General features: G+C 72.6%; 21 protein-coding genes and 1 pseudogene. 10 read left to right on the top strand and 12 right to left on the bottom strand.

The annotated features are described in order from the left end of the window. Positions 1-35 precede the first annotated feature (35 nt). The 3 genes from AB0L45_RS26420 (at position 36) to AB0L45_RS26410 (ending at position 1,439) form a co-directional block, all read left to right on the top strand. Positions 36-269: a chaplin gene (locus AB0L45_RS26420; protein WP_031009422.1), complete on the top strand. Its 234-nt coding sequence runs from the start codon at positions 36-38 to the stop codon at positions 267-269. Positions 270-507: 238 nt separating this feature from the next. Continuing rightward, positions 508-816 carry a hypothetical protein gene (locus AB0L45_RS26415; protein WP_365844052.1) on the top strand — a complete coding sequence of 103 codons (309 nt, stop codon included), beginning with the start codon at positions 508-510 and terminating at the stop codon, positions 814-816. A 221-nt stretch (positions 817-1,037) separates the two neighbouring features. Then, complete coding sequence (locus AB0L45_RS26410; protein ID WP_365844050.1) at positions 1,038-1,439, top strand: rodlin; 402 nt, start codon at positions 1,038-1,040, stop codon at positions 1,437-1,439. A 96-nt stretch (positions 1,440-1,535) separates the two neighbouring features. Here the strand turns inward: AB0L45_RS26410 and AB0L45_RS26405 are convergent, their stop codons facing one another. After that, positions 1,536-1,700: a hypothetical protein gene (locus AB0L45_RS26405; protein WP_365844048.1), complete on the bottom strand. Its 165-nt coding sequence runs from the start codon at positions 1,698-1,700 to the stop codon at positions 1,536-1,538. A gap of 224 nt (positions 1,701-1,924) precedes the next feature. Here AB0L45_RS26405 and AB0L45_RS26400 point away from each other — a divergent pair, with 224 nt between their 5' ends. Both AB0L45_RS26400 and AB0L45_RS26395 read left to right on the top strand, forming a co-directional pair. Further along, complete coding sequence (locus AB0L45_RS26400) at positions 1,925-2,323, top strand: rodlin (RefSeq protein ID WP_365844046.1); 399 nt, start codon at positions 1,925-1,927, stop codon at positions 2,321-2,323. 257 nt (positions 2,324-2,580) lie between these two features. Further along, positions 2,581-3,441, top strand: a complete 861-nt coding sequence (locus AB0L45_RS26395; protein ID WP_365844044.1) for a Bax inhibitor-1/YccA family protein — start codon at positions 2,581-2,583, stop codon at positions 3,439-3,441. A gap of 112 nt (positions 3,442-3,553) precedes the next feature. Here AB0L45_RS26395 and AB0L45_RS26390 read toward each other — a convergent pair whose 3' ends face one another. After that, positions 3,554-3,781 carry a DUF4287 domain-containing protein gene (locus tag AB0L45_RS26390; protein ID WP_003984087.1) on the bottom strand — a complete coding sequence of 76 codons (228 nt, stop codon included), beginning with the start codon at positions 3,779-3,781 and terminating at the stop codon, positions 3,554-3,556. A gap of 98 nt (positions 3,782-3,879) precedes the next feature. On the opposite strand from AB0L45_RS26390, the gene AB0L45_RS26385 reads away from it, so the two are divergent. Continuing rightward, positions 3,880-4,194 carry a hypothetical protein gene (locus AB0L45_RS26385; RefSeq protein ID WP_365844042.1) on the top strand — a complete coding sequence of 105 codons (315 nt, stop codon included), beginning with the start codon at positions 3,880-3,882 and terminating at the stop codon, positions 4,192-4,194. 120 nt (positions 4,195-4,314) lie between these two features. Here the strand turns inward: AB0L45_RS26385 and AB0L45_RS26380 are convergent, their stop codons facing one another. The 3 genes from AB0L45_RS26380 to AB0L45_RS26370 form a co-directional block, all read right to left on the bottom strand. Next, a complete protein-coding gene (locus AB0L45_RS26380) occupies positions 4,315-5,244 on the bottom strand; it encodes a hypothetical protein (protein ID WP_365844040.1) in 930 nt (309 codons plus the stop codon). 403 nt (positions 5,245-5,647) lie between these two features. Continuing rightward, positions 5,648-6,868: an acetyl-CoA C-acetyltransferase gene (locus AB0L45_RS26375; protein ID WP_365844038.1), complete on the bottom strand. Its 1,221-nt coding sequence runs from the start codon at positions 6,866-6,868 to the stop codon at positions 5,648-5,650. 392 nt (positions 6,869-7,260) lie between these two features. Further along, positions 7,261-8,274: an SGNH/GDSL hydrolase family protein gene (locus AB0L45_RS26370; RefSeq protein ID WP_365844036.1), complete on the bottom strand. Its 1,014-nt coding sequence runs from the start codon at positions 8,272-8,274 to the stop codon at positions 7,261-7,263. Between the two features lie 263 nt (positions 8,275-8,537). Between AB0L45_RS26370 and AB0L45_RS26365 the strand changes: the two genes are divergently transcribed. Continuing rightward, on the top strand, positions 8,538-9,929 hold the full coding sequence (locus tag AB0L45_RS26365; protein WP_365844034.1) for a cystathionine beta-synthase: 1,392 nt from the start codon (positions 8,538-8,540) through the stop codon (positions 9,927-9,929). Positions 9,930-10,341: 412 nt separating this feature from the next. Here the strand turns inward: AB0L45_RS26365 and AB0L45_RS26360 are convergent, their stop codons facing one another. The 4 genes from AB0L45_RS26360 to AB0L45_RS26345 form a co-directional block, all read right to left on the bottom strand. After that, the gene (locus AB0L45_RS26360) at positions 10,342-10,755 is read right to left on the bottom strand and encodes a hypothetical protein (protein WP_365844032.1); all 414 of its coding nucleotides are present in this window, start codon (positions 10,753-10,755) and stop codon (positions 10,342-10,344) included. A 10-nt stretch (positions 10,756-10,765) separates the two neighbouring features. Next, positions 10,766-12,208, bottom strand: coding sequence for a cytosine permease (locus AB0L45_RS26355; protein ID WP_365844030.1), 1,443 nt, complete (start codon positions 12,206-12,208; stop codon positions 10,766-10,768). Positions 12,209-12,274: 66 nt separating this feature from the next. After that, on the bottom strand, positions 12,275-12,835 hold the full coding sequence (locus AB0L45_RS26350; RefSeq protein WP_365844028.1) for a cysteine dioxygenase family protein: 561 nt from the start codon (positions 12,833-12,835) through the stop codon (positions 12,275-12,277). Positions 12,836-12,846: 11 nt separating this feature from the next. Then, positions 12,847-13,743, bottom strand: a complete 897-nt coding sequence (locus AB0L45_RS26345; RefSeq protein ID WP_365844026.1) for an amidohydrolase — start codon at positions 13,741-13,743, stop codon at positions 12,847-12,849. A gap of 283 nt (positions 13,744-14,026) precedes the next feature. On the opposite strand from AB0L45_RS26345, the gene AB0L45_RS26340 reads away from it, so the two are divergent. Next, complete coding sequence (locus tag AB0L45_RS26340) at positions 14,027-15,046, top strand: LacI family DNA-binding transcriptional regulator (RefSeq protein ID WP_365844024.1); 1,020 nt, start codon at positions 14,027-14,029, stop codon at positions 15,044-15,046. 43 nt (positions 15,047-15,089) lie between these two features. On the opposite strand, the gene AB0L45_RS26335 is transcribed toward AB0L45_RS26340, so the two are convergent. Continuing rightward, on the bottom strand, positions 15,090-15,560 hold the full coding sequence (locus tag AB0L45_RS26335; protein ID WP_365844022.1) for a hypothetical protein: 471 nt from the start codon (positions 15,558-15,560) through the stop codon (positions 15,090-15,092). Positions 15,561-15,899: 339 nt separating this feature from the next. Here AB0L45_RS26335 and AB0L45_RS26330 point away from each other — a divergent pair, with 339 nt between their 5' ends. Together AB0L45_RS26330 and AB0L45_RS26325 are read left to right on the top strand one after the other, a co-directional pair. Continuing rightward, positions 15,900-16,763, top strand: coding sequence for a MurR/RpiR family transcriptional regulator (locus AB0L45_RS26330; RefSeq protein WP_365844196.1), 864 nt, complete (start codon positions 15,900-15,902; stop codon positions 16,761-16,763). Positions 16,764-16,877: 114 nt separating this feature from the next. Beyond that, positions 16,878-17,435 (top strand): annotated as a pseudogene (locus tag AB0L45_RS26325) (hypothetical protein); the annotation flags it as partial. Positions 17,436-17,538: 103 nt separating this feature from the next. Here AB0L45_RS26325 and AB0L45_RS26320 read toward each other — a convergent pair. Next, on the bottom strand, positions 17,539-18,945 hold the full coding sequence (locus tag AB0L45_RS26320; protein ID WP_365844020.1) for an APC family permease: 1,407 nt from the start codon (positions 18,943-18,945) through the stop codon (positions 17,539-17,541). Positions 18,946-18,974: 29 nt separating this feature from the next. Beyond that, positions 18,975-20,363 (bottom strand): diaminopimelate decarboxylase, encoded by a 1,389-nt coding sequence (locus tag AB0L45_RS26315; RefSeq protein ID WP_365844018.1) that lies wholly within the window; start codon positions 20,361-20,363, stop codon positions 18,975-18,977. Positions 20,364-20,376: the final 13 nt, after the last annotated feature.

The raw sequence follows: 20,376 nt of genomic DNA, 5'->3' as shown, positions 1-20,376 counted from the left end.
GACCGTTTCAGACTCCGCTGCGGAAAGGGCTGAAAGTGAAGTACGCGAAGGTTGCCGCAGTCGCTGCTGGAACGCTCATGGCGGCTGGAGCCGCCACTCCGGCGTTCGCCGACGCGGGTACCTCGGGCGCCGCCCAGAACTCCCCCGGCGTCCTCTCCGGCAACGTTCTCCAGATTCCGATCCACATCCCGGTCAACCTCTGTGGGAACTCGATCGACATCATCGGTCTGCTGAACCCGGCGTTCGGCAACACCTGCGTCAACGACTGACGTACCGCGTCGAACGGGTAGCAGCGGATGGAGCGAAGGGCCCCGGCGCGCCAGCCACGCGTGCCGGGGCCGCTCGCAGTTCGAGGGCCATGAAGCGCGGAACCCCGCCGGAGTTTCCCTTTCTGGCCGGACATTTCAATCACTGAGAAGCGGTGAACCGGGCAGCGCCGGGGATGCGCACGCGGCGTGTGTGTGGCCACGACCGCGGGCAGTACCGCTCAGGAAAGGAAAGCTGAAAGTGAAGTACGCGAAGACCGCCGGGGTCCTGGCTGGTTCCGTCATGGCCCTGGCTGCGGTGTCCCCCGCTTTCGCAGGCACCCCGGGGAAGGTGCCGAGTTTCAGCCTGAACGGTGGCCTTGCGGATGCCCTGACCAATAAGCAACTGGACGGGCGGCAACTGGACCCAGTGGTCAAGACCGTCGAAGGCACGACGGCCGGCCTCCAGGAATCCCGCGCGACCAAGAAGCTGCTGAACACCGTCGGAAATGTGACCCAGAAGACGCCGGCGCTGCGGGGTGTCGAGGTGGCGAAGCCGCCCGGCTCCTAAAGGTCGGCCGCGCGGTACGCCGAATTCACGGCCCGGCCGGAAAGCGGCCGAATACCGGGGTGTCGGGGCGGGAGCGGGCGGCCGGTGCGGCCGTCGGCAGCACAGCCTCCCGCTCAGTTGTACCCGAAATCATTTGAGTGATGGAGCAAAACCAAGCTCGTCACACCGAGTTGTTCAGACTGCCCCGGGTAAAGGGCATCCCGAAACGCGGAGGATCGAAAATGATCAAGAAGGCGCTGGCGACAGTGGCCACGGCTGCTTCCTTTGTGGGCATCGCGGCCGCCGTCGCCCCGCAGGCGGAAGCCGTCGGAGACGGCCGTAAAGTCGCCACGGCCAACGGCAACAGTGCGGCCCAGACCTACGGCAACTTCGCCACCGAGGGGGACATGAGCCCGCAGTTCGCGCTCATCCAGGGTTCCTTCAACAAGCCCTGCATCGCGCTGCCGGTCCAGGACGTGCAGAACCTCGTGGCGCTGGTCAACGTCGGTGTCCAGGACATCCTGTCCTCGGACCAGACGCAGACGTGTGTCGAGAACTCGTCCCAGGTCCAGGGTGACGGGCCGCTGTCGCACCTCATCGACAAGCTGCCGGTCCTCTCCATGAACGGCACCAACAACCAGTGACCCGCACCGTCGCTGCGTGACCGGGAGGAGGGCCCGCAATGCCGCCGGCCGGCGGGGCGGGCCCTTTTCCCTGCGATACCGGTGCGCACACCGGTATCAGCCGCCGGATTCGTCCGGCTGCTCCAGCAGAGCCCGGCGCAGACTCATCAGCGCCTCCAGATCGGCCACCCGCGCGAAACGGCCGAGCAGGGTGTCGACACCGGCATCGTCGCCGCGGCGTACCGCGTCGACGATTTCCTCTTTCACGCGCATCGCGTCCACGGGGGCGATCATTCGGTAAGTCTCGTCCTTTCACTGTCCGGCGGGCCGGGGAAATCGTCCCCGGAACGCGCTGCCGAAAGCCCACCCGTAAGAGTGGGATCGCGGGCGGAGAGCTGGAATGTCGATCTGTTCGGGTGATGATGCGCAACTTTCCCGGCCGTACCGGGTTGTTTCTTACAGGGCTCCCTTCGTCATGGGAGTTCATTTCCTGAAGGGGTTTCGAGATGAACAAGATGATGGCGGGCGTGGCGGTTGCCGCGTCTCTGGTCGGTGTTTCCGCGGCGGCGGCTCCGCAGGCCATGGCGGTGGGCGACGGCCGCGACACGGGGACGGCCAACGGCAACCACTCGGCCCAGGCGTTCGGCAACAACAGGACCGAGGGCGACATGAGCCCGAGCGCCACGCTCATCGGCAACTCGCTGAACAAGCTGTGCATCGGTATCCCGATCACGAACGTGCAGAACATCGTGGCGCTGGTCAACATCGGCGTACAGGACATCCTGTCCTCGGACCAGAACCAGCAGTGTGTCGAGAACTCGACCGAGTCGCAGCAGGACCAGGCACTGTCGCACCTCATCGACAAGCTGCCTCTCCTGTCCCAGAATGGTGTCAACAACGAGTGACCCGCCGGCGGCCGGCCACCGGCCGCCGAAACCCGTTGAGGGACCGTGCGCCTCCCGCGTACGGTCCCTCAACGGCGTCCGGGCACCTTCCCGGCCTCCCGAGCGTCCTACAGGACGTGACCCACCGGGGGAATCGTCCCCGTGCGGGATTGATCACCCGAAGTTGCGGTGAAGATCCTGCTCAAGAACTAGAACGTGCTTTTGCCAAGCCATTACCCTTGTGGGAAGGCCGCGCAGGGCGGCCATGGAGGAGTGAGATGAGGAGCAGCAACCCGGTCTTCTCGCGACGGGGGTTCAGCCGCGACAACAACGGCTACGCGGGCTTCGACGCGCCGCCGCAGGCCGGGGGCCCCGCAGCGAACCCTTACGCCGGAACGAACCCGTACGCCCAGGGCGGCAACCCGTACGCCCAGGACGCCGCGCCGGGCACGCAGGCGCCGCAGTACGCGCCGCAGACCCGCCGGATGACGATGGACGACGTCGTGCTGCGTACCGGCATGACGCTCGGCACGGTGATCGCCGGCGCGGCGGTCGGCTGGATCTTCCTGACCAAGAGCCTCGGCTTCGCCGTCGGCGCCGGTCTGATCGCGATGGTGCTGGGCTTCGTCCAGTCCTTCAAGCGCAAGCCGTCGCCGGCCCTGATCCTGACCTACGCGGCGTTCGAGGGCATCTTCCTCGGCGCGCTCAGCGGCGCGATCAACGACATCCCGAAGCTCAGCGGCGCGCCCATGCAGGCGGTGATGGGCACGATGGCGGTCTTCGTCGCCATGCTCGTCGCCTACAAGACCCGCATCGTGCGGGTCACCGCCCGCTTCACGCGCTACCTGCTCATCGCGATGCTCGGCTTCGTGCTGCTGTCGATGGTCAACATGCTGTTCATGGTCTTCGGCGGCGGTGACGGCCTCGGCTTCCGCAGCGGCGGCCTGGGCATCCTGTTCGGCGTCATCGGCGTGGTGCTCGGCGCGCTGTGCCTGGCCCTGGACTTCAAGCAGGTCGAGGACGGCATCGCGTACGGCGCGCCGCGTGAGGAGTCGTGGCTGGCCGCGTTCGGCCTGACCGTGACCCTGGTGTGGATCTACACCGAGCTGCTGCGGCTGATCTCGATCCTGCGGGACTGAGGCCCGGCGCCGCGGCGTGCGGCGCCCGGCGCCGTGACACCGGCCGTACCTGACGAAGGGCCCGTGGGGATGTGTTCCCACGGGCCCTTCGGCGTTCTGTGCGGCAGCACGGCTACAGCTTGCGCGCGGCGCGCCTGAGGTCGTATTCGTGGACGATCGCCTTGGCGTGCCCGTAAGCGAGGTTGTGCTCGCCGCGGAGCCAGCTGACCTTCTCCTCGAAGCGGAAGAGAGCGGGGCCTTCATCTACCGTGCGAAGCCAGTCGGAGACTTCACGGCCGGTGCAGTGGGGGATGCGGGAGAGCAGGTTCCGGTGGGTCTCTTCGGAGAAGAGTTGAGACATCGGCGCCTCCGGACGCGTTCGATGCTGGTCCTTCAGCCCACCGTGCCTGACCGTTGGGGTGTTGGCAACCACCCGGGAGTGGCGCATAAGCTCGGTCTGTGCTTGACGTGACGCCTTTGCAGACTGCCGTGGACGCCCTCGCCGACCGCCTGCGGGCGCTGCCGCAGAGCGCCCTGGCGCGCGGTGCCGCGGCCGAAGCGCTCGCGCTCGCCCGCGAGTTGGCGGCCCGGGCGCAGCGCGTCGAACGCCCCGGACAGGAGCCGTACGAGCTGCCGGACGCGGGGATGTTCGCGGTCGGTGACCAAGTGGCGGTGGCCGGACACGACTTGGTGGAGGCGGTACGCGCCGCCGGCGACGAGCGCGAGCTGACGGCGGCGGTGGAGCTGGTACGGGGGGCCGCGGCGCGCTGCTGAGGCCCCTGGGGTCCGGTGCGGTCCACGGGAGCCCCTGGGCCCGGTGCGGCCTGTGGGGGCCCCTGGGGGCCCGGTGCGGCCTGCGGGAGCCCCCTGGAACGACTGCTTCCGGACGGAATCTCAGAGGGACGCGATGACGCGGTCCGCCAGGATGTAGACGCTGTCGGTGGTCGCGGGGCCCCACGAGAAGGTCAGCGCGTAGGCGCCGGAGATCCCCGAGCCGCCCAGGAGGACGGGGGCGCAGCCCTCGCGCAGGGCCGCGGCGACGCGCTCGGCCGTCTCGCGGTGGCCGGGCGTCATGCAGACCGTGGTGCCGTCGGTGAAGACGTACACGTCCAGGGTGCCGAGCGGGCCGGGGCGCACGTCCGCGAGCGGGGTGCGGTCGCGGGCCAGCTCCTCCAGGCGGCCGACGGTGCGCTCGTGGTCCCCGACGGCGGGGGACGGGGTGAAGTCCGGGTGCGAGGGGTGGCGGCGGCGCGCGGCGGCCAGCTCGGCGGACTCGGCCTCCTCCGCGGCCTCGCTCTCCCACGCCTCCACCGGCTCCAGGGCGCCGGGCCCGTCGACGGCGTACAGGGCGTCGGCGGCGTGCGGCGCGTCCGGGCCCAGCAGCGGCTCCAGCCCGACGAGGTCCGCCTGCCGGGGCAGGAAGTACGCGTCGTCGAGGCGCTCATGCGGGTCGAGGTGGTCGGCGCCGCCGTCCAGCGGGCCCATCAGGGACGGGGCGTCGGCGGCGTCCCTGGCCTCCTGAGCGGCCCAGAAGGCCCGGGCCTCGGCGAGTTCCCGCTCCCGCTCCTCGGCCAACGCGTCGGCGACGGCGGCCCGTATGTCGGCGAGGGCGTGCCCGGCGTCCGGGGTGGTGCGGGCGGCGGGGATGCTCGCGGCGGCGGACCGCGCCCGCGCCTCGGCGCGGGCCTCCGCGTGCGCGGCCAGGAGCTCGGCGCGCAGCCCGGTGACCTGGCGGCGCAGCGCGTGGGCGGTGTGCAGGGCGGCCGCTCCCAGGGCCACGGCGACCGCCGCGGCCAGCAGCAGGGCAAGAGTGATGGCGCTCACTGACGTACTCCCATTAGCAGAATGTCCCCCGACTTCCTACATCAGGCTGCCGGTCGTCGGCGACCGGGCCCAGTGCCTCTGGTCCTTGACCGGACGGGGATTTGGACCTCGTGCGTTCGGGTGACGCCGCGCTGACCTGCGGGTACGTGGTCCTGTGGGGGGTTTGGTCACAATCCTGGGGGAGATTTGGTCGCGATCTCGTCAACCGGTGACCCAGCTCACCGACAGTCGCTCTGCGTACGCCAGTTGGGACGCAGGGTGCGGGTGGGGCGCCCAGGGGGGGCGTACGGGCCCCTACGGACACGTACGGTCGCGGCGGCGGGCCGCGGGCGCCGGGCGGCGGGCCCTCCGGCCCGTCGGCCGGGCGCCGCCCACGGCGGACGGCGCCCGGCCCCGGCCGGCGTCAGCTCAGGCGCTCGATGACCATGGCCATGCCCTGGCCGCCGCCCACGCACATCGTCTCCAGGCCGAACTGCTTGTCGTGCCACTGGAGGGAGTTGATCAGCGTGGTGGTGATGCGGGCACCGGTCATCCCGAAGGGGTGGCCGACGGCGATCGCGCCGCCGTTGACGTTCAGCCGGTCCAGGTCGATGCCGAGGTCCCGGTACGAGGGGATCACCTGGGCGGCGAACGCCTCGTTGATCTCCACCAGGTCGATGTCGGAGATGCCCAGGCCCGCGCGGCGCAGGGCCTGCTTGGACGCCTCGACCGGGCCGAGCCCCATGATCTCCGGCGACAGGCCGCTGACGCCCGTCGAGACGATCCGGGCCAGCGGCGTCAGGCCCAGCTCGCGGGCCTTGGTGTCGGACATGACGACCAGGGCCGCGGCGCCGTCGTTGAGCGGGCAGCAGTTGCCCGCCGTCACCAGGCCGTCAGGGCGGAAGACCGGCTTGAGGCCCTGGACGCCCTCCAGGGTGACGCCCGCGCGCGGGCCGTCGTCCGTGCTGACGACCGTGCCGTCGGGGGTGGTCACCGGGGTGATCTCGCGCTCCCAGAAGCCGTTCTTGATCGCCTGCTCGGCGAGGTTCTGGGACCGTACGCCGAACTCGTCCATGTCCTGGCGGGTGACGCCCTTGGCGCGGGCCAGGTTCTCGGCGGTCTGCCCCATCGCGATGTACGGGTCGGGCAGCAGGCCGTCCTCGCGCGGGTCGTGCCAGTCGGCGCCCTCCTGCTCGGCGCGGGCGGCGGTGCGCGCCTCCGCGTCGGCGAACAGCGGGTTGTGGGTCTCGGGCATGCCGTCCGAGGTGCCCTTCACGGAGCGCGAGACGGTCTCGACGCCCGCCGAGATGAAGACGTCGCCCTCGCCCGCCTTGATGGCGTGCAGCGCCATGCGGGTGGTCTGGAGGGAGGAGGAGCAGTAGCGGGTGACCGTACAGCCGGGCAGGTGGTCCATGCCCATCTGTACGGCGACGATGCGGCCCAGGTTGTGGCCCTGCTCGCCGCCGGGCAGGCCGCAGCCCAGCATCAGGTCGTCGATGTCCTTCGGGTCCAGCGCGGGGACCTTGGCGAGCGCCGCCTTGATGATCTCGGCGGTCAGGTCGTCCGGGCGCACGTCCTTCAGGGAGCCCTTGAAGGCACGGCCGATCGGGGAGCGGGCGGCAGAAACGATCACGGCTTCGGGCATGAGGGCTCCAGAGGGTGACTGGCGGACGGGCAGGGCTGTGGGGGAAGTTACCCGTCCGTAGGGCGCAGGTCACGCAGTCGGCGCTGTGAAACGGGACTCTTTTCTAAGCGCGTGCTTAGGCCTCGCAGGGGCGGGGGGTGGGGGTGAGGGTGCGGTGGGGGTGTCTGCGGGTGGGGTGCGCCTGCGGCGGGCGTCCTCAATCGCCGGACGGGCTTGATTTTGCTGATGCTCGTCCTCGATCGCCGGACGAGCTTGGGTTTGCTGGTGTTCGTCCTTGATCGGCATGCGGGCTTAGTTTTACCGGGCGTTCGTCGTTAATCGCCGGGCAAGATCGGTTTTGCTGGGGTCCGTCCTTGATGGGCGGGTGGGCTTGGTTTTGCTGGGGTTCGTGCTCAATCGGTGGGTGGGCTCGTTTCCACTGTCGACCGTGTCGGCTCCGCTGCGGGGATCTGGCGTCGGCGTCGGTGCTTGAGCAGGGCCCATGGCGTGCGGGTCGGGGTGACTTCCGTGCCGCCCTCGTCGGCGGCCTGGGCGGCGGCCTGGGCAACCGGGAGGATGCCCTCGCGGCGGTGCGGCTCGGGGTGCTCCTCCTCGGGCCACAGGCCGAGTGCGGCGCACAGGGTGGGCAGTACGGCCATCGCGGCGGTGGCGTAGCCCTCGGCGGAGGGGTGGTAATTGTCGGGGCCGAAGAGTTCGCGGGGGTGGGCCTCGAACTCGGGGCCGAGCAGGTCGCCGAGCGAGACCGTACGGCCGCCGTGCGCCACCACCCCGATGGTCTGGGCGGCGGCGAGCTGGCGGGACAGGCGGCGGGCGACCCAGCGCAGCGGCTGGTAGACGGGTTCGATGGTGCCCAGGTCGGGGCAGGTGCCGACGACCACGGCGCAGCCCGCCTCGCGCAGCCGGCGCACCGCGTCGGACAGCAGGCGTACGGAGCGGGCCGGCGGCATCCGGTGGGTGACGTCGTTGGCGCCGATCATGATGACGGCGACGTCGGGCGCCGGCTCCGGTTCCGCCAGGACCAGCGTGACCTGCCGGTCCAGGTCGTCGGACTGGGCGCCGGGCAGCGCCACGTTGCGCAGGTCGACGGGCAGTTCCGCGACGGCGGCCAGGCCGGAGGCGAGCAGCGCGCCCGGCGTCTGGCGGGGACGGTGGACGCCCTGGCCGGCGGCGGTGGAGTCGCCGAGGAAGGCCAGCCGCAGCGGCGGCCGGTCGGTGCGGTGGGCGAAGGCGGCCCCGTAGCGGCCGTCCGCGCTGGGCGGTACGGCGCTGGAGCCGCCGACCGTACGGCGGGCGAGGCGGACCTCGGTCAGCAGCAGGCCGACACCGGCCACGCCGAGCAGACCGATCCCGCCGCCGCCCACCGCGGCGGCAGCGGCGATCCGCCGTGCCACCCTCGCCCTGGACATCGTCATCGGCATAGGCCGGGCACCTCCCCGTGCAGTACGTACGGACCGTGAAATGGCTGTGCTGGTGGATTCGGGCCGGAACCGGCGGTGGATGGGGGCCGCGAGGCCCGGAACGGGATGTCGTAGCGGCCGGAACAAGAAGCGGTACAACAAGGTGGTGCCCCGTCGGACGGGCCGCGCAACGCGCGGCGACTCCCGGAGGGGCGGGCAATAGGCTGGCCGGATGGGCGCAGGACAGCGCGCCCCCGACAGCGGAGACCACCGTGCAGTTTTACGAATCCATGATCGAGCTCGTCGGCAACACCCCGCTGGTGAAGCTCAGGAACGTCACCCGAGGGATCCAGGCCACCGTCCTGGTGAAGGTCGAGTACTTCAACCCGGGCGGGTCCGTGAAGGACCGGATCGCCGTACGGATGATCGAGGCCGCCGAGAAGTCCGGCGAGCTGAAGCCGGGCGGCACGATCGTCGAGCCGACCTCGGGGAACACCGGTGTGGGCCTGGCGATCGTGGCCCAGCAGAAGGGCTACAAGTGCATCTTCGTCTGCCCTGACAAGGTGTCCACGGACAAGATCAACGTGCTGCGGGCGTACGGCGCCGAGGTCGTGGTCTGCCCGACGGCGGTGGACCCCGAGCACCCCGACTCGTACTACAACGTCTCGGACCGGCTGGTCCGTGAGACGCCGGGCGCCTGGAAGCCGGACCAGTACAGCAACCCGAACAACCCGCGTTCGCACTACGAGACGACCGGTCCCGAGCTGTGGGAACAGACCGAGGGGAAAATCACTCACTTCGTCGCGGGCGTCGGCACCGGCGGCACGATCAGCGGCACCGGCCAGTACCTGAAGGAGGCCAGCGAGGGCCGGGTCAAGGTCGTCGGCGCCGACCCGGAGGGCTCGGTCTACAGCGGCGGCTCGGGCCGTCCGTACCTGATCGAGGGCGTCGGTGAGGACTTCTGGCCGAGCGCCTACGACCGTACGGTCGCGGACGAGATCGTCGCGGTCTCGGACAAGGACGCCTTCCAGATGACCCGGCGGCTGGCCAAGGAGGAGGGCCTGCTGGTCGGCGGCTCCTGCGGCATGGCGGTCGTGGCGGGCCTGGAGGTCGCCGAGCGGCTCGGCCCGGACGACGTGGTCGTCGTCCTGCTGCCGGACAGCGGCCGCGGCTACCTCAGCAAGATCTTCAACGACGAGTGGATGGCCGACTACGGCTTCCTGGAGGACGCCGGGCCCTCGGCGTCGGTCGGCGACGTGCTGCGGCACAAGGAGGGCGCGCTGCCCTCGCTGGTGCACATGCACCCGGAGGAGACGGTCGGCGAGGCCATCGACGTGCTGCGTGAGTACGGCGTCTCGCAGATGCCGATCGTCAAGCCGGGCGCCGGGCACCCCGACGTGATGGCGGCGGAGGTCGTCGGCTCGGTCGTGGAGCGGGAGCTGCTGGACGCGCTGTTCGCGCAGCGCGCGTCGCTCGACGACCCGCTGGAGAAGCACATGTGCCCGCCGCTGCCGCAGGTCGGTTCGGGCGAGCCGGTCGGTGACCTGATGACCGTCCTGGAGAAGGCGGACGCGGCGATCGTGCTGGTCGAGGGCAAGCCGAAGGGCGTGGTGAGCCGGCAGGACCTGCTCGCCTTCCTGGCCCGCGAGGCCAAGCAGGGCTGAGGAAGGACCGCCGGGGCCCGGTCCGTACGGTCCACCGCGCCGAGGACAGCCGGCGTCAAGTGGCCGTCAGGAAACGGGCGGACGCCGCAAGGTGTACGTATGTGTCACGCGCTCGCAGCACGGGCTTAACACGGGCCCGGCACAGTAGTGGCGGTGGCGACACGGACTTCCGGAGCGGCTCCCGGACCTTCCGCAGATCGCCCGGACGCGGGCACCGGCCCTGATCCGGTCCGCGTCCCCCGCGGGGACCGCCGTCGTCCCGCCCCCGGCTCCGGCCGGGGTGCGGCGGTCCCCGCGCAACCAGTCGGTCCGCACGCCCGTACCGGTCCGCACGTCCGTACCGGCCCACGCGTCTGTACCGGCCCACGCGTTGTCCGTAGCGGTCTGCACACCGGTCTGCACACCGGGCCGTTCACCCCCACCCGTCCCCCTCCCGTTCGCGCTCCCCGGGCGTCCGCCTGAGGAAGCCGGACGAGTTCACCACGTTGACGCCGACGATCCCGGCCCAGCTGACGAGCAGTCCGACGAGGTCGGCGTGGACCGCGCCGATCGCGGACAGCGGTATCGCCAGGACCAGGGAGACGGTGGCGAAGCCGAAGCGCTCGCCGAAGCCGCCGCGCGCCGGCCGCCGGCGGGGCGGCTGCGCACCCCGCGCGACCTGCATCTGCTGCTCGGCGAACTGCCGGCGCACCCGCTGGTCGACCGTCTTGTCGAGCTTCTCCAGGAAGCTCTCGACCAACTCGGACTCGTACTCCGGACCCAGCTCCTTGCGGGTCTGGAGCGTCGCGTCGAGTTCTTTCCGCAACTCGGGGTCATGGGTAGCCATACTGCCGAGATTACGGACGGGGAGCGGGCCGCGCGGTAGGGCTTTCCCCCGTATTCGCGGGGGTGCGGCCGGGCTCGCCCGCCGCGGCGGGCGGGATGCGGCCGGTGTCGCGGCGGGCGAAGGACCGGTACAGGACGGCGGGTACGGCCAGGCCGACGAGCCAGGAGACGTCGGCGCCGCCGAGCGGGGCGACCAGCGGGCCGGTGGAGAAGTGGGTGGCCAGGAACGGGAACTGGGCCAGCACCCCGGCCCCGTACACCGCCAGCGCCTTGCCGTTCCAGGCGCCGTAGCGGCCGGCCGGGTCGCTGAGCGCCGGGATGTCGTACCGCTCCTTGGAGATCAGGTAGTAATCGACCAGGTTGATCGCCGACCACGGGGTGAAGAAGGTCAGCAGGAACAGCAGGAAGTCCTTGAACGAGGTGAGGAAGGAGTCCTTGCCGAGCAGGGCGACGGCGGTGCCCACGAGCATGATGCCGGTGATGTAGGCGGCCCGGCCGCGCGGTGTCAGGGTGGTACGGCCGCGGAAGCCGCTGACGCTGGTGACCAGCGACATGAAGCCGCCGTACGTGTTCAGGACGTTGATGGTCAGTTTGCCGAGGGCGATGACGAAGTACAGCGCCGAGGCCGTCAGTCCGGCGCCGCCCAGGGACACGACGTAGGAGACCTCGTGGCCGACGAAGGCGGTGGGGGCCGCCGCGGCGGCGAGCGCGCCGAAGGTCATCGACCACTGCGAGCCGAGGACCGAGCCGGACAGCGTCCACCAGAAGGTGGCGCGGGTGGAGGTGTGCCGGGGCAGGTAGCGGGAGTAGTCCGCGACGTACGGGCCGAAGGCCAGCTGCCAGGAGGCGGACAGCGAGACGGCGAGGAGGAAGAGGGGGAAGGAGAAGGACCGGTCGTGCAGGAGTACGGCCAGGTCGGCACGTTCCAGCAGGCGGGCGCCGAGGTAGAGGAACGCCAGCGCGCACACGACGCTCGCGACCCGGCCCAGCAGGTGGATGAGCCGGTAGCCGACCGCGGCGGCGACGGCGGTGACCGCGGCGAAGACGAGGATGCCCGCAGTGGCGCCCAGATGCGTCAGCTCGCCGACCGCCTGCCCGGCCAGCACCGTACCGCTGGCGAAGAAGCCGATGTACATGACGATGACCAGCGCCAGCGGCACCACCGCGCCGCGCACCCCGAACTGCGCCCGCGAGGAGATCATCTGCGGCAGGCCCAGGCGCGGCCCCTGGGCGGAGTGCAGCGCCATGACCGCGCCACCGAGGAGGTTGCCGAGCAGCAGGCCGGCCAGCGACCAGAAGGCGCCGGCACCGAAGACGACGGCCAGCGCGCCGGTGACCACGGCGGTGATCTGCAGGTTGGCGCCGAGCCACAGGGTGAACTGGCTGACGGGCGTGCCGTGGCGTTCGTCGTCCGGGACGACCTCGATCGAGCGCTGTTCCACCACTGCCGCCATGGGCCGCCCTCTTCCCCGCATCGGCTGTATGAGTTGATGCAGGATCGGTGCGGGTGAATGGAGAAATCAAGACCCCGGACCGGAAAAGCCGGCGGCCTCCAGGGGGCGCAGCTCGTCCGCGTACGAGACCGGGAGGCGGCGCATCAGCCCGTCCTCGGTGATGGCGTACTGCCCCAGCCGCCACAGCGGCGGCGAGTACGCGTGCAGGGAGACCGCGTCGTCGGTGGCGCCGGTGAGGCGGTGGATGTGGTCCGGACCGAAGCAGAAGGAGACACCGGCGGGCACGGAGGTGGTCAGGTGGGTGCCGCCGATGCGCGGGTTGGACTCGGTCAGCGCGCCCTGGACGACGCGTACCGCGCCGGACGAGAGGTCGTGGTCGTGCCAGCCGGTGTCGCTCCGCCGGGTCCAGCACAGCAGCCAGATGTCGACATAGGCGTCGCGGTGGAGGGAGGCGTAGTGCCGCTCGGCGTCGGAGAAGGCGACCTCGCCGCGCCAGAGACCGGGCGCCTGGGCCAGCCGGTCGACGAGCGTGCGCAGTTCGCGCTTGCCGAGGTTGCGGGCGGGGAGGGCGGCGAAGAGTGCGGGGAGGTCGTGCGGCGCGGGGGCCGTGCGGGGTTCGGAGGACATGGGCGGGCTCCTTACGCCGGGCCGAGGAGGCGGGCGGGGTTGGCGGTACGCAGGGCGTGTACGGCGGCGGCGCCGAGCTCGGGCACGTCCGGTACGGCGTACGGGCGGTCGCTGCCGCTCACCACGGCGTCGATGCCGACGGCGCGCACGACCGCGTCCACGGCGCGCGTCCCGTAGGAGGACGTGTCGTAGAAGACGCCGGGGTCGACGCGCCCGCGGTCCGGGCCGCCGCGCGCGGCCAGCCGCTCACCGTGCAGCGGGGCGAGGCCCGCGAGGGCGGCGAAGCAGACGCGCAGGCGCGGGTGGCGGGGACGGCCGAAGGCGCGGAAGGCGCACCAGGCGGCGTGCAGCTGCTGGACGTACGGCACCAGAGCGGGCCACCACGCAGGGCTGCCCGGCGGGGCCGGGGGAGCGGCCCCGGGGTGCACGAACAGGGGCCTGCCCAGGTCTTCCACGGCATCGAGGAGGGGCGCGCAGCGCGCCCACCCGGCGGCGTCGGGCAAGGCGGTGGCGGGGAGCTGGAGTCCGACGCAGCCGCGGCGCAGCAGGCGTACGACGGGGCCCGGGGCGACGCTGGGGCCGGACAGGCAGGGGGAGGCCCAGACGCCGAAGGGCGCGGGCAGCGCGAGGGCGCCGTCGTGGAAGGCGTCGAGCAGCGGTACGGATGCGGCGGGCGGCAGGTACTCGACGCCGAGGGGGCTGGAGAGCGACAGCAGCACCCGGTCGAGGCCGTCGGCGCGGGCCAGCCCGGTGCGGGCGGTGGGGTCGTGGTCGGCGGGGCGGGCCGCGTACGGGGGTTCGCCGGGCAGGTGCAGGGTCCAGCCGTCCAGGCGGGGCGGCGCGGTACGGGCGCGCAGCAGCGCGACGAACGGTGGCGGCCAGAGATGCTGGTGGACGTCGGTGGGCACGGGCTTCCTCCGTGCGGATGCGGCCGACAAGGAGGCCGGTCGGGGAGGTGGCCGGTCGGGGGCGGGCGGCCTGGGAGGTGGCCGGTCGGTAGGGAGACCGGCCGCTGCGGCGGCCGGACAGGAAGGCCGGGGCGACCGGGGGTCAACCGCTTCAGTGATGCGATGGAGTGAAGCGATTAACCGGAGCGGCTGTCAAGGGAACGGCGGGGCGGCCACGCGCACGCGGCGGCGGGCGCGCGCCGCAACGCGCGGTGCACGCCGGGTGCTTGGGTAGGCTCCCGGCATGGCCAGGCCCCGTAAGCGCACCACCCTCCGCGAGGTGGCCGAGGCCACCGGGCTCTCCACCGCCGCCGTCTCCTACGCCCTGCGCGGCACGCACGTCTCCAAGGAGACCGAGGAACGGGTGCGCAAGGCCGCCGCCGAACTCGGTTACGAGGCCGACCCGATCGCCCGCGCCCTGGCCGGCGGCCGTACGAGCATGGTCGGCGTGCTGGCCGGCGACCTCCAGGACCTGTGGCAGCAGCAGCTGACGGCGGCGATAGGACGGGAGCTGCTCGCCGGCGACCGCTACGCCCTCATCCTCGACGCGGGCGGCGACCCGCAGCGCGAACTGGTCCTGGCCAAGCAGCTGTGCGACCAGCGCGTGGACGGCCTGCTGGTGGCGCCGGTCGACCCCTCGGCGGCGGGCTGGGCGCAGATCGCGGAGGCGGTGCCGGTGGTGTCCATCGGCGACTCGCTGCGGCGCGCCCGTACGGCGGGCGAGGTGCTGTTCGACAACCGCGCCGGGATCGACGCCGTACTGGAGTACCTGGCCGGGCTGGGCCACCGCCGGGTCACCGTCCTGACCCCCACCGGGCCCTCCACCCCGGACCGGCCCGCCGACGTGTACGTACGGCAAGCCGCGGGCCGCCTCGGCATCGCCGCCGAAGTCCTGCCGTGCGCCCAGGAACTGGGCGAGGCGACGGCGGTCGCGCGACGCGTGCTGCGCGCGGGCGGGGCGGCCGGGACGGCCCGCCCGACGGCGGTGTTCTGCTTCTCCGACTCGATCGCGTACGGGGTCTACGCGGCGGCGGCCGAGGCGGCGCTGACGGTCGGCCGGGACGTCTCGGTCGTCGGCTTCGACGACCACCCCGTCTCCCGGGTGCTCACACCGCCCCTGACGACGCTGGACTGGGGCCTCACCGGCATCGCCGAGGAGGCGGCGCGGCTGGCCGTCGCGGCGATCGAGGGGCGGCGCGTCCGGCGCAAGCGGATGCTGTGCGCGCCACGGCTCAGCGAGCGGGGCTCGGCCGTACGGAGCTGAGGCCCACGGTCCGGGGCCCTCGGCGACGGCGGGCCCGTACCGGTCAGGCGGGGACGGCGGTCCGGGGGGCGGGCGTCAGCCCCAGGGCGCGGAAGGTGACGCGCTGGTCGAACCAGAGCAGGGCGACCGTCGCGCCGCCCATGACGGCCGCGAGGAGCAGGTGCCCGGCCGCGGAGGTGACCTGCGCGCCGGCCGCGCCCAGCAGCAGGTGCGCGCCCATCCGGAAGGCGACCAGACCGAGGGCGACGAACCGGGTGCGGGAGTTCTTCATCAGCGCCTTCACCAGCTTCAGCCGGCGGCGCAGCACGGTCAGTCCGACGGTGATGTTGACCGCCGCGAAGGCCAGGATCACCGTCCAGGCGCCGGACCACGCGTGACACAGGTCGTAGGCGGCGCCCAGCACGCCCTCGAACGCGAAGAACCACACCGGCAGCGGCTCGACCTGCGCGAGCTCCCCCGCCCGCACGCTGTCGCCCTGCTCCGTCGTTCCCGTCGTGTCCGTCGCGCCCGTCATGCCCGTCCCCTGCTTCCGTCTCGGTGCCGCTGTCCGGCGATGTCGTCGATGCCTCCATCCTGGTGAACCGCCGGCCGCCCCGGCAGCGTCAAGCGTCCCCGCCTGACCAGTACAAATGTCATGGACACCGGCCGCCCCTGCGGGCGGCGGCTGCCCCGTACGGCCGCCGCCGGCCGGTCTCTTGCCCGGCTGTATATCGTCATGCAGAGTCAGCAGTGAGTGAATACAGGCTGCCGGGGAAGGGAGCCGCGCATCATGCCGTCGTACGACCGAGAACGATGCGACCAGGAACGGGACGAAGGCCGGGAGCACGGCCGCGCATACGGCCGGGAGGCAGCGATGGACGGGAGCGGGGACGGCGGCGCGGACAGCGGCGGTACGGCGGCGCGCCTCCAGAAGCTCTTCGAGGGCCACCGCCTCACCCCGACCCAGCGGCGCATCGCGCACTGCATGGTGCGCCGGGCCGCCGACGCGCCGTTCCTCTCCAGCGTCGAGCTGGCCGAACTGGCGGGGGTCAGCCAGCCGTCCGTGACCCGCTTCGCGGTGGCGCTCGGCTTCGACGGCTACCCGGCGCTGCGCAAGCACCTGCGGGACGTCGCGCCCGCCACGACGGTGCGCGGCAGCGAGACGTACAACGAGTACCAGCAGGCCGTGCAAGCCGAGATCGACAACTTGCGGCACCTCGCGGCGGCCCTGGCCGACCCGGGCCCGGTGGTCCGGGCCGGCCGGCTCTTCGCGGCCTCCCGGCCGCTGCCGGTCCTCGGGCTGCGCGCCGCGACCGCGCAGGCCGCCGGGTTCGCGTACTTCGCCCGCAAGGTGCACCCGGACGTCCGGCTGCTCGACGAGGGCGGCACGATGCTCACCGACCGCATCGACGCGGCCGTACGGGCCGGCGCGAGCGCCCTGCTGTGCTTCGCGCTGCCGCGCCACCCGCGCGAGGTCGTGGACGCCCTGGAGTACGCGCGCGCCGCCGGCCTGACCGTCGTCACCGTCGCGGACAGCGCCTTCGCGCCGGTCGCCCGCCACACGGACCTGCTGCTGCCCGCCGCGGTCGGCACCGGGCTCGCCTTCGACACGGCCTGCGCGCCGATGCTGCTCGGCCGGGTCCTGCTGGAGGCGATGTGCGACGCGCTGCCGGACGCGCAGGCGCGGCTGGAGGAGTTCGACGTGAAGGCGGCGGAGCGGGGGCTGTTCGTGGAGTGAGCGGCCACCGCTCCGGGCGCCGGGCGGTTTCACGGAATTCTCAGACGGGCTGGCTACCATCCGCCGCCGTGACGTGGATCCGTCGGAGCCGGATCGTGGAGCGAGGAGGTTGTCGTGGGTCGCGGGGCTGTTGCGCTGGCGCGGGTGGCGGTGCTGGTACGGGCGCCGGCCGGGTGGCTGTGGTGGCCGGGTGTGCTGGCCGCGGGGGCGGGTGTGCTGGTGCCGGGGCTGACCGGGCGGCGGATCGGGGTGTTCGCCGGGGCCGCCCTGTTCATCGTCGCGGCGTACGGGGTCTTCGCGGTGCGCCGCAAGCGCTACGCGCGCCTGGCGGAGGCGGCGTCCCGGGCCGGGAAGTCCGCGATCCTCCAGGACCGCGCCGTGACGCTGCGGGTCTGGCGGCGCGCCCACCGCTGGTGGCTGCTGCTCGCCTTCCTGGCCGCGGCCGGCTCCTCGTTCGCGCTGCCCGCGGCCGGCGGGATGCTGCTGGCCGGTGCGGGGCTCGGGCTGTGGGCCAAGGCGCTGTGGCTGGGCCGCTGGGAACGGGACCACGAGGCGCTGCTGTGGGTCCGTACGGAGGCGGCCGTACGCGGCGGGCCCGCCGGCCGGGACGTACGCGGCTACCTGACGACCGGCCCGGCGGCCAAGGACGCCCGCCCGGGAGGGGCGAAGGCGCGCCCCGTGAAGGGGCACCACCCCAGCCCCGCGAAGGGGCACCACCCCAAAGGGCAGCACCCGAAGGCACACCGCCCGAAGGCGGACCGGGCCAAGGCTGAGCTCACTCGCCCCGGACGCGCATGACGAGCCGGTTCACGCCCCACAGGGCGACGCCGATCACCACCAGCACGGCGGCCCGTACGTACACCTCCACCGCCCGGTCGGCGAGCGGGCTCGCCAGCACGAGGGCCCCGGCGGCGCCGAGCACCGGGAAGACGGCCGGCGTACGGAAGTGGCGGTGCGGCACCCGGTCGCGGCGCAGTACCAGCACCGCCACGTTGACCACCGCGAAGACGCACAGCAGCAGGAACGCCGTCGTGTCGCCGAGCCCTTCGATCCCGCCGGTGAGGACCAGGCCCAGCGCCAGCGCCGTGGTCAGCGCGATGCCGACGACGGGCGTGCGCCGGACCGGCAGGACGCGGGCCAGGGCGCGCGGCAGGATGCGTTCGTTGGCCATCCCGTAGCAGAGCCGGGAGGCCATCATCATGTTGATCAGCGCGGAGTTGGTGACCGCGCACAGGGCCATCAGCGCGAACAGGGCCGGCGGAAACGTCACACCGCCGGCCCGCACCACCTCCAGCAGCGGCGCCGACGACCCCTGGAGCCGCCGGTGGCCGACGAGCAGCGACGAGACCAGGGCGACCAGGATGTAGACCGTGCCGGTGATGCCCACCCCGAGAAAGATCGCGCGGGGAAAGCTGCGGCCGGGGCGCTCGGTCTCCTCGGCCATGTTCACCGAGTCCTCGAACCCCACGAAGGCGAAGAAGGCCAGCCCGGTGGCGCCCAGCACGCCGGTCAGCACCGCGAATCCGGTGCCGCCGGTGTCCAGTTCGGCCAGCCGCGCCGGCTCCCCGCCGCCCGTCCACACCGCGTACACCCCCAGCCCGACGATGATCAGCAGGCCGGAGAGTTCGACCAGGGTCAGCACCACGTTGGCCTTCACCGACTCCGCCACGCCCCGCAGGTTCAGCGCGGCCAGCGCCAGCACGAACACCACCGCCACCAGGGTCGGCGGCAGATCGGCGAACGTCCGCAGGTAGTCGCCGCTGAACGCGCGGGCCGCGGCGCTCGCCGAGGACAGGCCCGAGCACATCACCATGAAGGCGACGAGGAACGTCAGGAACGGCACCCGGAACGCCTTCTGGGTGTAGAGCGCGGCGCCCGCCGCCTTCGGGTACTTGCCGACCAGTTCCACGTACGAGGCGGCGGTCAGCGCGGCGATGGCGAAGCCGATCACGAAGGGCAGCCACAGGGCGCCGCCGACCTTGCCCGCGACCTTGCCGGTGACGGCGTACACACCGGTGCCGAGGATGTCCCCGACCACCAGCAGGACCAGCAGTTTCGGGCCGATGGCGCGGCGCAGCGGGGCGTCCGGGCCGTCGGCCGGGTCCGTGGTGTCCGGGGCGGTGCTGTCCTGGCCCGTGCTGTCCGGGTCCGTGCTGTCCGGGTCCGTGGAGGGGGTCCGCATGAGCCGGACATGCCCGCCCGGGAAGATCCTTAGAGCTGGGTGAGCGCGTCCCCGTACGCGCCGCCGCTCTCGGCGACCAGTTCGTCCACGCGCTGTGCGGCGCGCACGGTCGCCCAGCGCAGGGTGCCGTCCGGGCCCGGCGCGTAGCCGTGCACCCCGGGCCGGGGGAGCGAGTTGTACGCGAAGGGGGTGGAGAAGTAGTACGCGCCGGTGTCCAGGAGGGCGACGTGGTCGCCCGGCTCCAGGGGCGGCAGCGGCCGGTCCCGCGCGACCAGGTCGCCCGCGAAGCAGCAGGGACCGGCGACGTCCTGTGCGACCGGCCCGCCGGCCTTGGGGCGCCCCTGCGCGTCGTACGCGGCCACCCGAACCGGCCAGGAGTCCGGCGCGAAGACCGTACGGGTGGCGATCTGCGCGCCCGCGTGGGTGACCGCGATACGCCGGCCGCCGGCGGACTTGGCGTACTCGACGCGGGCCAGGACCAGGCCGTGCTTGGCCAGCAGCGAGCGGCCGAACTCGGTGACCAGCCCGTAGCGGCCGGCGAAGAGCCCCGGCACGGTGCGGTGCAGCAGCCGGGCGTACTCCCGGTACGTCGGCGTCACCGTGTCCGACGCGAAGTTCACCGGCAGGCCGCCGCCGATGTCCAGGGTGGTGACCTGGGTGCGCGCGGCCCGCCCGTTGATCTCCTCGGCCAGCTCGTACAGCACGCGCACGCCCTCCGCCATCAGCTCCAGCGGCATCCCCTGCGACCCGACGTGGGCGTGCAGGCGGATCAGCCACGGGCGGTCCAGAAAGGCCCGTACGACCCGCTCGCGGGCGTCCCCGTCACGCAGCGCCACCCCGAACTTCGACGTGCCGGTCGCGGTGCTCATCGCGTCGATGCTGCCGCCGCCGAGCTGCGGGTTGACGCGCAGGCCCAGCGGCGAGGAGGTGGGCGCGGCGGCGGTCAGCGCGTCCAGGCGGTCCAGTTCGGCGAAGCTGTCGGCGTTGACGGCGACGCCGAGGGCGAGCGCCTCGCGCAGCTCGGCGTGGGTCTTGGCGGGCGAGTCCAGCACCGTACGGGCCGGCGGCACCCCGGCCGCGCGGGCCAGCGCCAGCTCGCCGGGGCTGGCCACCTCGCACCCCAGTCCCTCCTGGGCGAGCAGCCGCAGTACGGGGACGAGGGAGGCGGCCTTGACGGCGAAGGCGTGCAGAACCGGCGTGCCGGGGGTCGCGAACGCGTCGAAGGCGGCGCGGAGTCCGGCTGCGGAACGGCGGATTCCGGTGATGTCCAGCAGACCAGCCACGGGCTCGGCGGCGCTGACCAGCCCCTGGGCGACGGCAGCCGCGACGGCACGGTCCCGCAGGGCGGCGGTGTCACCCGAGGAGGACGCGGAGGGGGAGTCGGGGGGAGGCGAGGGCGGCGGCGTCGCGGGGCTCATGCCACCACTCCAC

Source organism: Streptomyces sp. NPDC052496, assembly GCF_040679095.1.
Classification (GTDB): Bacteria; Actinomycetota; Actinomycetes; order Streptomycetales; family Streptomycetaceae; genus Streptomyces.
The sequence above is the reverse complement of the archived record's forward strand: the minus strand, read 5'-3'. Positions and strand labels throughout refer to the sequence as shown.

Bases quoted from the DNA above. Each gene is read 5' to 3' on its own strand.
- AB0L45_RS26410 (WP_365844050.1), top strand. From the start codon at position 1,038: ATGATCAAGAAGGCGCTGGCGACAGTGGCCACGGCTGCTTCCTTTGTG.
- AB0L45_RS26320 (WP_365844020.1), bottom strand. From the start codon at position 18,945: ATGCGGACCCCCTCCACGGACCCGGACAGCACGGACCCGGACAGCACG.
- AB0L45_RS26315 (WP_365844018.1), bottom strand. From the start codon at position 20,363: ATGAGCCCCGCGACGCCGCCGCCCTCGCCTCCCCCCGACTCCCCCTCC.
- AB0L45_RS26395 (WP_365844044.1), top strand. From the start codon at position 2,581: ATGAGGAGCAGCAACCCGGTCTTCTCGCGACGGGGGTTCAGCCGCGAC.
- AB0L45_RS26370 (WP_365844036.1), bottom strand. From the start codon at position 8,274: ATGTCCAGGGCGAGGGTGGCACGGCGGATCGCCGCTGCCGCCGCGGTG.
- AB0L45_RS26330 (WP_365844196.1), top strand. From the start codon at position 15,900: ATGGACGGGAGCGGGGACGGCGGCGCGGACAGCGGCGGTACGGCGGCG.
- AB0L45_RS26360 (WP_365844032.1), bottom strand. From the start codon at position 10,755: ATGGCTACCCATGACCCCGAGTTGCGGAAAGAACTCGACGCGACGCTC.
- AB0L45_RS26350 (WP_365844028.1), bottom strand. From the start codon at position 12,835: ATGTCCTCCGAACCCCGCACGGCCCCCGCGCCGCACGACCTCCCCGCA.
- AB0L45_RS26355 (WP_365844030.1), bottom strand. From the start codon at position 12,208: ATGGCGGCAGTGGTGGAACAGCGCTCGATCGAGGTCGTCCCGGACGAC.
- AB0L45_RS26340 (WP_365844024.1), top strand. From the start codon at position 14,027: ATGGCCAGGCCCCGTAAGCGCACCACCCTCCGCGAGGTGGCCGAGGCC.
- AB0L45_RS26390 (WP_003984087.1), bottom strand. From the start codon at position 3,781: ATGTCTCAACTCTTCTCCGAAGAGACCCACCGGAACCTGCTCTCCCGC.
- AB0L45_RS26400 (WP_365844046.1), top strand. From the start codon at position 1,925: ATGAACAAGATGATGGCGGGCGTGGCGGTTGCCGCGTCTCTGGTCGGT.
- AB0L45_RS26375 (WP_365844038.1), bottom strand. From the start codon at position 6,868: ATGCCCGAAGCCGTGATCGTTTCTGCCGCCCGCTCCCCGATCGGCCGT.
- AB0L45_RS26335 (WP_365844022.1), bottom strand. From the start codon at position 15,560: ATGACGGGCGCGACGGACACGACGGGAACGACGGAGCAGGGCGACAGC.